General features: G+C 66.7%; 6 protein-coding genes and 1 pseudogene. 4 read left to right on the forward strand and 3 right to left on the reverse strand.

The window, feature by feature from the left end:
* The 3 genes and pseudogenes from G3N98_RS40045 to G3N98_RS35695 all read right to left on the reverse strand — a co-directional run.
* A pseudogene (locus tag G3N98_RS40045) lies at positions 1-397 on the reverse strand (hypothetical protein); the annotation flags it as partial.
* Positions 398-465: 68 nt separating this feature from the next.
* Entirely contained in the window at positions 466-909 is a 444-nt protein-coding gene (locus tag G3N98_RS35690; RefSeq protein WP_089474629.1) for a hypothetical protein, read from the reverse strand.
* Between the two features lie 712 nt (positions 910-1,621).
* Positions 1,622-2,620 (reverse strand): LysR substrate-binding domain-containing protein, encoded by a 999-nt coding sequence (locus G3N98_RS35695; RefSeq protein ID WP_089432519.1) that lies wholly within the window; start codon positions 2,618-2,620, stop codon positions 1,622-1,624.
* Between the two features lie 602 nt (positions 2,621-3,222).
* On the opposite strand from G3N98_RS35695, the gene G3N98_RS35700 reads away from it, so the two are divergent.
* The 4 genes from G3N98_RS35700 (at position 3,223) to G3N98_RS35715 (ending at position 10,146) form a co-directional block, all read left to right on the forward strand.
* On the forward strand, positions 3,223-4,638 hold the full coding sequence (locus G3N98_RS35700; protein ID WP_046547558.1) for a circularly permuted type 2 ATP-grasp protein: 1,416 nt from the start codon (positions 3,223-3,225) through the stop codon (positions 4,636-4,638).
* Between the two features lie 64 nt (positions 4,639-4,702).
* On the forward strand, positions 4,703-5,644 hold the full coding sequence (locus G3N98_RS35705) for an alpha-E domain-containing protein (RefSeq protein WP_089427755.1): 942 nt from the start codon (positions 4,703-4,705) through the stop codon (positions 5,642-5,644).
* An 8-nt stretch (positions 5,645-5,652) separates the two neighbouring features.
* The gene (locus G3N98_RS35710; RefSeq protein ID WP_206150760.1) at positions 5,653-6,636 is read left to right on the forward strand and encodes a transglutaminase family protein; all 984 of its coding nucleotides are present in this window, start codon (positions 5,653-5,655) and stop codon (positions 6,634-6,636) included.
* A 96-nt stretch (positions 6,637-6,732) separates the two neighbouring features.
* The gene (locus G3N98_RS35715; protein WP_089474633.1) at positions 6,733-10,146 is read left to right on the forward strand and encodes a transglutaminase family protein; all 3,414 of its coding nucleotides are present in this window, start codon (positions 6,733-6,735) and stop codon (positions 10,144-10,146) included.
* Positions 10,147-10,329 lie beyond the last annotated feature (183 nt).

The following is a 10,329-nucleotide window of genomic DNA, read 5'->3' on the forward strand; positions in this document are numbered from 1 at the left end:
TGGCGTCCGGTTCGACCGCGAGCGTGACGGGCGGCACCGTGGATACCTCGGGCGCGGCCGACGTCGACGCGACCTGCGGCGGCGGCACGGGCGGTGAGGCCGGCGTGCGTGTCGGGGCCGGCCCGGGCTCGGCCGATGTTCCGGACGTGCCCGTTGCGGGTCCGTGCGAGGCAAGGGTCATGATCGCGTTGCGGGTTTTCCCGACGGCGGCTCCGATCGCGCCGGAGATGTCGTGCGTCACGCTCGCATGGCCGACCGTCGTGTCCCGTTCGGCGTACGCGAAGAGGCCGAAGATCGCGGCGAATGCGGCGAAGCTGAGCGCCGCGTTCTTTCCGGGACCCCAGGAGGGTTTCGGCTGGTGGGCGGGCGAGCCGTCCTGTCGTTCTGCACGAGTCATTCATGTCTCCTCGATTCGATACGGATACGTTGTGGTGTAAGACGTGATGCGGTGCGCTCAGGCGGCGCTCACCATTTCAACTGCGTGGTTAGCGCACCCGTTTCGACGATCGCAAACTGGGTCGCGCCCTGATAGGTTCCTTCGACCCGGTAGCTCGCATCGGGCACGCTGAACAGGCAACGCGACCCCGATGCATTGAATTCGACGAGCACGCGGCCATGTCGCCGCAGGCGCACCTGGACGTTGGCGAGCGGCTGCCCCGTCTTGGCCGAAGCAAACGACACGCCCAGGTTGTACGGCCGTCCGTCGGGCGGCAGCGGTGCCGTACCGTCGATCCGCGCATCGCCGCAGATATACGAAATGACGTAGCGATCCGCACCCGGGCCGGATGCAGGGGCGGGCGCGGACGCGGGCGGCTGGGACGCGAGCGTCTGGGCCATCGCATTCATGCTGAGCGCGCAGATGAAGACGCTCAGGAAAGGGCGAGCATGCTGTCGAAACGAGGAAGACATTGCAACCTCCCGTCCGGAATCAATGGCGAGCATTTATTCCGAGTCAGATTTGCCAACGTTCTTTTTGCGACACGCTATTGATACACGATGGACTTTGAACCAACAACCGCGTGTGGCCTGAATGGGACGACGTTAAATATCCTATTTAAATAGGATTGCGACGGATTCGTGCGATTCTCTTAACTATGAAGAAAGTCGATATTGCCGAATATGAATATTGCTAGTCGGTAGCGATGATCCGCCACGCATTGAATCACGTCGGAAGTATTGACATTCGTGCCGAAAAATAACAACTGATAAAAGGAATTTTTGCGGCTGTGTTCCAGGAAAATTGAAATCGATCCAGATACAGGTCGCACGATATGAAATGCGGAGGAGGCGTTGTTGGTATTTTAGATTGTTACAGGTAAATCGAAACTTTTAATTTGTTCTGTAACAGGGTATTTCTGTCCTGATAATCAGACTGAAAATGCCGATGTGCAATGCCGGACGTAAAAAGTTCATCCGCGGGATGCAAACGATTGCGAATCATCTGATATCGATTACGCGTCCGGCACGGTCATTTTTCAGGCTAAAGCGGGATCGTCGCTTGCTACCGGAAAGCGGGTCGTGTGCTCCGGGAAGCGGCGCGGCGCGAATGGATGCGCACACCGGATTGTCGCCAACCGGACTTGCGTTCGCGTCGCCCGCGGGAACGACGCGAACGCGACGATCAGCGGCTGCCGCCCGCGCTGCGCCGGGCGATGCGCATCGCCGGTGCGGCCGCGGGTTCGGCCGCGCCGGCTGCACCGTCGACCGCCGTGCGCGGCCGGTTCATGATGTAGGTCCACAGTTGCTCGGCCGCGAGCCCGCGCTTGCGGGCCGACCGGTACAGGCGGATTTCGAGCTCGGTGATCCAGTCGCCGGAACCCGCGCACACGAGCGTGCCTTCCGCGAGTTCCTTCGCGACGCAGCTTTCCGGCAGCCAGCCGATCCCGTGCCCGGCCACGACCATGCCTTTCAGGGCCTCGGACATGTGCGTCTCGAAGCAGCGGTGCAGCACGTACGGCTCGGTGGCATTCAGCAGCAGCATCTCGACGATGTTGCCGAGAAACGCGCCCGACGAATACGCGAGCAGCGGCAGCGGCGCATCGGGGGTGCCCGGCAGCTGGAACACGGGCTTGCCGCGCGCATCGGGTGTCGACACGGGCAGGATCCGTTCGACGCCGAGGCTGACGAACGGGAAGTGGTTCGGGTCGAGCACGATCGGCAACTGCGGATGGTGATAGCCGAGCAGCAGGTCGCATTCCCCTTCGACGAGCTGCTGCACGCCTTCCGGCACGTTCACCGCGTTGACGCGCGCGGTGACGTGGCCGACCTCGCCGTTGAGCTGCTTGAGCCATTCGGGAAACAGCGTGAAGACGAGCGTGTGGGCCACCGCGAAACGCACGACCTGGTCGCTGGCCGCGAACTGGTCGTAGCCGTTCACGAGATTGCGCGCCGCATACATGCTGCGCAGGATGTCCGCGGCGAGCCCGCGGAACATCTGGCCGGCTGGCGTGAGCGTGATCGGGTTGATGCTCCGGTCCACCAGCTTCGCGTCCATCCAGGTTTCGAGTGCCGCTATTCGTCTGCTGAATGCCGATTGCGTGAGGTGCCGGTTACGCGCGGCCCGGGAAAAGCTCTTGGTATCCGCAAGGCTCAGGAAATCTTCCAGCCACTTTGCTTCCATTTCGATCTTCGCTTTTTATAGTCGGGCGCCTGAAAGGCGGCGGCACCGTTTGCTGCACGAACGTTCTAGCGTACCGCGCATCGCGCCGCCCGACCCGATGTTTTTTTTCGATGGGTGTCAGTCGAAATATGCATGGGCGTTGTCGGCGGGATTACGGCTGCATAGCGTTGAGGTGCCGGACCCGGCTAACCAGACAGTTCATCGCGTCGAACTGCCGGTGCGGCCGCAGACGGTACTTCCCCCAGGGCCGGTTGCGCCGTGCGCGTGCCGGCCCGCCTTCCCGTCCTTTCGTTCCGCTGGGCCGATGCGCGGGCGGGCCGTTTTTTTTGTGCAGTGCAGATTGCACATTCGTGACACGCGGGGGAACTATGTTCGAAAGACGCGGCGCAGCATGAACCGTGCGCGCCGGCGACGCACCGTCGTCGCCCGTCGCGTCGGGCGCTGCACCGCGATGGTGCGCAATGCCGCGCGGGCGTGCCCGGCGCGGCGCAAAAACGGGGGGATATCGAGGGGATCGCGCAAGGCACGTTCCTTGCAAAGCATTCATTACGCCGGTCCGGCATGCGCAATGCCGGGGAAAACGATCGATGGAGAAAAGATCGATGAAGCCATTCGATGAAATGCTGCAATCCGGCGACATGGTAAGGGCGCCCTACGCGCGCCTGAAGCAGTGGCTCGACACGCAGAATCCCGCGAGCCTCGCCCAGAAGGCCTACGACGCGGAAGGCGTGTTCCGCAAGACGGGCATCACGTTCGCCGTCTACGGCGACGCGGAGGCCGCCGAGCGGCTGATTCCGTTCGACATCGTCCCGCGCATCATCTCGGGCGCCGAATGGAGCCGGCTGTCGCTCGGCATCGAGCAGCGCGTGATGGCGCTCAACGCGTTCCTCGACGACATCTACCACCGCCAGGAAATCGTGCGCGCGGGCATCGTGCCGAAGCACCTGATCGCGCACAACGAAGCGTTCATCCCGGAGATGATCGATTTCCGGCCGCCCGGAAACGTTTACACGCACATCATCGGCGTGGACATCGTGCGCACCGGCGAGAACGAATTCTATGTGCTGGAAGACAACGCGCGCACGCCGTCCGGCGTGTCGTACATGCTGGAAAACCGCGAGACGATGATGCAGCTCTTCCCGGAGCTGTTCCAGCAGGTGAAGGTGCGCCCGGTCGAGACTTATCCGCAGATGCTGCGCCAGTCGCTCGCGGCCGTGTGCCCGCCGGGCGGCAACGCCGACAACCCGACCGTCGCCGTGCTCACGCCCGGCATCCACAATTCCGCGTACTACGAACATTCGTTCCTCGCCGACCAGATGGGCGTGCATCTCGTCGAGGGCAGCGACCTGCAGGTGATCGACGGCCGCGTCGCGATGCGCACGACCGAAGGCTTCCAGCCGATCGACGTGCTGTATCGCCGCGTCGACGACGCATTCCTCGATCCGCTCACGTTCCGCCCCGATTCGGTGCTCGGCGTCGCGGGGATCATGGACGTGTACCGCGCGGGCAACATCACGATCGCGAACGCGCCCGGCACCGGCATCGCCGACGACAAGGCGATCTACTCGTACATGCCGGAAATCGTCGAGTTCTACACGGGCCGCAAGGCGCTGCTGGAGAACGTGCCGACCTGGCGCTGCGGCGAGGCCGACAGCCTGAAATACGTGCTCGACCATCTCGACGAACTGGTCGTGAAGGAAGTGCACGGCTCGGGCGGCTACGGGATGCTGGTCGGGCCGTGCGCATCGAAAGCCGAGCTCGAAGCCTTTGCCGCGAAGCTGCGCGCGCGCCCCGCGAACTACATCGCGCAGCCGACGCTCGCGCTGTCCACGACGCCGATCCTGACCGAAGCCGGCCTCGCGCCGCGCCACGTCGACCTGCGGCCGTTCGTGCTGGTGTCGGACCGGATCCGCATCACGCCGGGCGGACTGACGCGCGTCGCGCTGAAGGAGGGATCGCTCGTCGTCAACTCGAGCCAGGGCGGCGGCACCAAGGACACCTGGGTGCTGGCCGACTGAGCCGGACGCGACCGCGCGCCCCGCGACCGGGGCGCCAACCGAACGAAGACGGAGTGGACACGAGATGCTTCTGGGACGTACTGCAAGCGGTCTCTACTGGATGTACCGCTATATCGAGCGCGCGGAGAACATCGCGCGCATCGTCGATGCCGGGCTGCGGATGGCGCTCACGCGCACGTCCGACGCGCCGGCCGAATGGTCGTCGGTGCTCGTCAGCTCGGGCACGGACGACGGCTACCGGCAGAAATACGACGCGTATGCGGCCGATACCGTGACCGACTACCTGCTGCGCGACCGCGACAACCCGTCGAGCGTGCTGTCGTGCATCGACGCCGCGCGCTCGAACGCGCGGATGGTGCGCACGGCGCTCACGCGCGAGGCATGGGAGAGCGTGAACGGCGCGTGGCTCGCGCTGCGCCGCGCGCTCGCGCAGCCGGTGCCGGAGAGCGAACTGCCGGCCGTGCTCGACCAGGTGAAGCGCGAAACCGCGCTGATCCTCGGCAGCTTCTACAGCACGATGCTGCGCAACGAGATCTTCGATTTCGCGCAGATCGGCGCGTTCGTCGAGCGCGCCGACAACACCGCGCGGATCATCGACGTGAAATACCACCTGCTGCTGCCGTCGGTGTCGCACGTCGGCACGATCCTCGACAACTACCAGTGGGAGACGATCCTGCGCTGCGTCGCCGCGCACCGTTCGTACCGGTGGGTGTACGACGTGCAGTACAAGCCGATGAACATCGCCGACTACCTGATCCTGAACGGCCGCATGCCGCGTTCGCTGCGTTATTGCTACGGGCGCGTCGTGTCGAGCCTGAACCTGCTCGCAAAGGATTACGGTGTGACACACCCGTGTCACGACACGGCCACGAAGATCCTGCAAATGCTGTCCGACACCTCGGTCGAGCGGATCTTCAAGAGCGGCCTGCACGAGTTCCTGACCGACTTCATCGGCCGCAACAACAGCCTCGGGCTCGAAATCGCCCAGGCTTACAACTTCGACTGAGACTTGCCATGCGACTCGCCATCCGACACATCTCGCGTTATCAGTACGACGATCAAGCCACCCATGCGCTGCAACGGCTGCGGCTGCGCCCGCAGTCGGGCCCCGGGCAGACGGTGCGCGCGTGGCAGGTCACGATCGACGGTGTCGAGCCGTCGCTGTCCTATGCCGACGGGCTCGGCAACCGGATCGACCTCGTGCGGCACGACCGCGGCGCGAAGGCCGAGATCGTCGTCATCGCGGCCGGCGTCGTCGAGACGCAGGACCGCGCGGGCATACTCGGTCATCCTGAAGGCTATGCGCCGCCGTGGATCTTCGAGCGCGAAACGGCGCTGACGAAGGCGGGCGACACCGTGCGTGCGCTCGCGCAAGCGCTGCCGATCGAGCCGCACAGCCTCGACGCGCTGCACTGGCTGATGACGGAAGTGCACGACCGCATCGCGTATGCACCGAACCTGGCCGCCGACGCTCCCGTCGACGCGGAAACCGCGCTGCAAAGCGGCGAGGGCACGAGCCGCGACCATGCACATGCGTTCATCGCGGCCGCGCGCGTGCTGAAGATTCCCGCGCGCTATATCTCGGGCTACGTGCTGGCGGACAGCGCGATGCAGCGCATCGCCGACGCGAAGCAGAACGCGGGCGACAGCGAGGAGGAAGAAGCGCTCGCGCTGCAGAGCGGCGAGGGCATGCAGCAGGTGCTCGGCGCGTCGCATGCCGCGCAGTCGCAGTCGCAGGGGATGCCGCAGCCGGCGCACGGCGTGCAGCCGCAGGCGGCCGGGCTGATGCAGCAGCCGGCCGGCCATGCGTGGGCCGAGGCCTATGTCGAAGGGCTCGGCTGGGTCGGGTTCGATCCGTTCATGAATCGCTGCCCGGACGAGCGCTACGTGCGCATCGCGGTCGGCCTCGACTATCGCGACGCGCAGCCGGTGACGGGGCTCGGCGCGACGGCCGTCGGTGTCGAGATCAGCGTCGTGCAGACGCCCGAGCTCGTCTGACCTCGCGCACGTTTTCGCCGAATCCGCCAGGCCGGGGTGCCGCGTCGCATCGAGCGCGACGCGGCGCCCGGCCGGCCCAACCCGAACCGAGCTCCCATGTCCATCCACGTCGCGCTGCATCACACCACCCGCTATCGCTACGACCGGCTCGTCAACCTCGGCCCGCAGGTCGTGCGCCTGCGGCCCGCGCCGCACTGCCGGACGCCGATCCTCGCGTATTCGATGACGGTCGAGCCCGCGCAGCACTTCATCAACTGGCAGCAGGATCCGTTCTCGAACTATCTCGCGCGGCTCGTGTTTCCGGAGCGCACCGAGCACTTCGAGATCACGATCGATCTCGTCGCCGAGATGTCGGTGTACAACCCGTTCGACTTCTTCCTCGAAGCCAGCGCGGAGCAGTACCCGTTCAGCTATGACGACGCGCTGAAGACGGAGCTCGCGCCGTATCTCGTGTGCGACCCGCAGACGAGCGCGTCGCCGCTGTTCCGCGCGTATCTCGACGGCGTCGACCGCACGCCGGCCGGCACCGTGAACTTCCTCGTCGCGCTGAACCAGCAACTGCAGCACGACATCGGCTATCTCGTGCGGATGGAGCCGGGCGTGCAGACGCCCGAGCAGACGCTCGAACTGGCCTCGGGCTCGTGCCGCGACAGCGCATGGCTGCTCGTGCAGCTGTGCCGTCATCTCGGCATCGCCGCGCGCTTCGTGTCGGGCTACCTGATCCAGTTGACGCCCGATGTGAAATCGCTCGACGGCCCGAGCGGCACGTCGGTCGACTTCACCGACCTGCACGCATGGTGCGAGGTGTACCTGCCCGGCGCCGGCTGGATCGGGTTCGACCCGACCTCGGGTCTCCTCGCCGGCGAGGGCCACATTCCGCTGGCCTGCACGCCGCAGCCGACCAGCGCCGCGCCGGTCGAGGGGCTGATCGACGAGTGCGAGGTGTCGTTCGAGCACGAGATGACCGTGACGCGCGTGTACGAATCGCCGCGCGTGACGAAGCCGTATACGGAATCGCAGTGGGACGGCGTGCTGGCGCTCGGCACGCAGGTGGACGGCGCGCTGGCGGCCGGCGACGTGCGGCTCACGCAGGGCGGCGAGCCGACCTTCGTGTCGATCGACGATCGCGACGGCGCCGAGTGGAACACCGACGCGCTCGGCCCGACCAAGCGCGGCTATGCGACCGAACTCGTGCAGCGGCTGCGCGCGGAATACGGCGACGGCGGCTTCCTGCATTTCGGGCAGGGCAAGTGGTACCCGGGCGAGCAACTGCCGCGCTGGGCGCTGTCGATCTTCTGGCGCGCGGACGGCCAGCCCGTATGGCACGATCCGTCGTTGTTCGCCGACGAGCGCGAGCCGTCCGCGTATACGACCGACGACGCGAAGCGCTTCATCGACGCGCTCGCCGCGCGGCTGAACCTGACCGACGAATTCATCCGGCCCGGCTACGAGGACGTCTGGTACTACCTGTGGCGCGAGCGCCGGCTGCCGGTCAACGTCGACCCGTTCGACTCGCGTCTCGACGACGAGCTCGAACGCGCGCGGCTGCGCAAGGTGTTCGAGCAGCAGCTCGACAGCGTGGTCGGCTATGTGCTGCCGGTCAAGCGTACGGAAGCTGCGCCCGGCCTCGACGGCCCGCGCTGGCAGACGGGCCCGTGGTTCTTCCGCGACGAGCGGATGTACCTGATGCCCGGCGATTCGCCGATGGGCTATCGGCTGCCGCTCGATTCGCTGCCGTGGGCGAGCCGCGCCGACTATCCGTATCTCGTCGAGCGCGACCCGTTCGCGCCGCGTGACGCGCTGCCGGATGCCGCCGCGATCCGCGCGCGCTACGCGGGGCCGGCCGATGCGCCGCGCTACCTGTCCGGCGTGCATCGCGAGGCGTCCGCGCAGACCGTGATGCAGTGGCGCGACGACGGCACGGCCGGCAACGGCCGGCCGGCCGCGCGCGACCCGGGTCGCCAGCCCGAGCGCTTCGAATCCGCCGCATGGATCACGCGCACCGCGCTGTGCGTCGAAGTGCGCAACGGCATCCTGTACCTGTTCATGCCGCCGCTCGCCGCGCTCGAGGATTATCTCGAGCTGCTCGGCGCGATCGAGCTGACCGCGCACGCGCTGGGCGTGAAGCTCGTCCTGGAAGGCTATCCGCCGCCGCGCGACGCGCGGCTGAAGCTGCTGCAGGTGACGCCCGATCCCGGCGTGATCGAGGTGAACATCCATCCGGCCAGCAACTTCGACGAGCTCGTCGATCACACCGAATTCCTGTACGACGCCGCGTGGCAGTCGCGGCTGTGCAGCGAGAAGTTCATGGTCGACGGCCGCCACGTCGGCACGGGCGGCGGCAACCACTTCGTGCTCGGCGGCGCGACGCCGGCCGACAGCCCGTTCCTGCGCCGCCCGGACCTGCTCGCGAGCCTGATCGCGTACTGGCACAACCATCCGTCGCTGTCCTACCTGTTCTCCGGGCTCTTCATCGGGCCGACGAGCCAGGCGCCGCGCGTCGACGAGGCGCGCAACGACCAGCTCTACGAGCTCGACATCGCGTTCGCGGAGATCCAGCGCAACAAGCTGTTGTTCGGGCAGGACATGCCGCCGTGGCTCGTCGACCGCGTGCTGCGCAACCTGCTGATCGACGTGACCGGCAACACGCACCGCAGCGAGTTCTGCATCGACAAGCTGTATTCGCCGGACTCGTCGACCGGCCGGCTCGGCCTGCTCGAACTGCGCGCGTTCGAGATGCCGCCGCATGCGCGGATGAGCATCGTGCAGCAATTGCTGCTGCGCGCGCTGGTCGCGCGTTTCTGGGCCGCGCCGTACACGACGCCGCTCACGCGCTGGGGCACCGCGCTGCATGACCGCTTCATGCTGCCCGCGTTTCTTCAGATGGATTTCGACGACGTGCTGACCGAACTGCGCGACGCCGGCTTCGCGTTCGATCCGGCGTGGTTCGCGCCGCACTTCGAATTCCGCTTCCCGCTGTTCGGCCAGATCGCCGTGAACGGCATGGAGCTGTCGCTGCGCGGCGCGCTGGAGCCGTGGCACGTGATGGGCGAGGAGGGCGCGCCCGGCGGCACGGTGCGCTACGTCGATTCGTCGGTCGAACGGCTCGAAGTGCGCGTGACGGGGCTGAACGACAACCGGCACGTCGTGACGGTCAACGGCCGCGCGCTGCCGCTGCAGCCGACCGGCACCGTCGGCGAATACGTCGCGGGCGTGCGCTACAAGGCATGGTCGCCGCCGTCCGCGCTGCATCCGACCCTCGGCGTGCACGCGCCGCTCACGTTCGACATCGTCGATACGTGGCTGCAGCGCTCGCTCGGCGGTTGCCGCTATCACGTCGCGCATCCGGGCGGGCGTAACTACGCGACGTTCCCGGTCAATGCATACGAAGCCGAGAGCCGCCGGCTCGCGCGCTTCGTCGAGATGGGGCATACGCCGGGGCGGATGGATGTCGCGGCGGCCGCGCCGAGCCGCGAATTCCCGTTCACGCTCGACCTGCGGCGGCCGTGACCGGACGATGACGACGCGGATGACGATGCGCGGTTCGCGATACCCGGCGGTTTCGGTCGCTGGCGGCCCCGCCGGAATGCTAGGATGCGGGCAGATTGCGGCCGCGCGCCGCGGCCCGCCGCCCGGGTGGCGGCGCGCGTGCGCGGCCGCGCCCTGACGACGGAACGACATCGTGCCGCCCAT

The organism is Burkholderia sp. Tr-20390 (genome assembly GCF_017104595.1).
Taxonomy (GTDB): Bacteria; Pseudomonadota; Gammaproteobacteria; order Burkholderiales; family Burkholderiaceae; genus Burkholderia.

Bases quoted from the DNA above. Each gene is read 5' to 3' on its own strand.
- G3N98_RS35700 (WP_046547558.1), top strand. From the start codon at position 3,223: ATGAAGCCATTCGATGAAATGCTGCAATCCGGCGACATGGTAAGGGCG.
- G3N98_RS35705 (WP_089427755.1), top strand. From the start codon at position 4,703: ATGCTTCTGGGACGTACTGCAAGCGGTCTCTACTGGATGTACCGCTAT.
- G3N98_RS35695 (WP_089432519.1), bottom strand. From the start codon at position 2,620: ATGGAAGCAAAGTGGCTGGAAGATTTCCTGAGCCTTGCGGATACCAAG.
- G3N98_RS35715 (WP_089474633.1), top strand. From the start codon at position 6,733: ATGTCCATCCACGTCGCGCTGCATCACACCACCCGCTATCGCTACGAC.
- G3N98_RS35690 (WP_089474629.1), bottom strand. From the start codon at position 909: ATGTCTTCCTCGTTTCGACAGCATGCTCGCCCTTTCCTGAGCGTCTTC.
- G3N98_RS35710 (WP_206150760.1), top strand. From the start codon at position 5,653: ATGCGACTCGCCATCCGACACATCTCGCGTTATCAGTACGACGATCAA.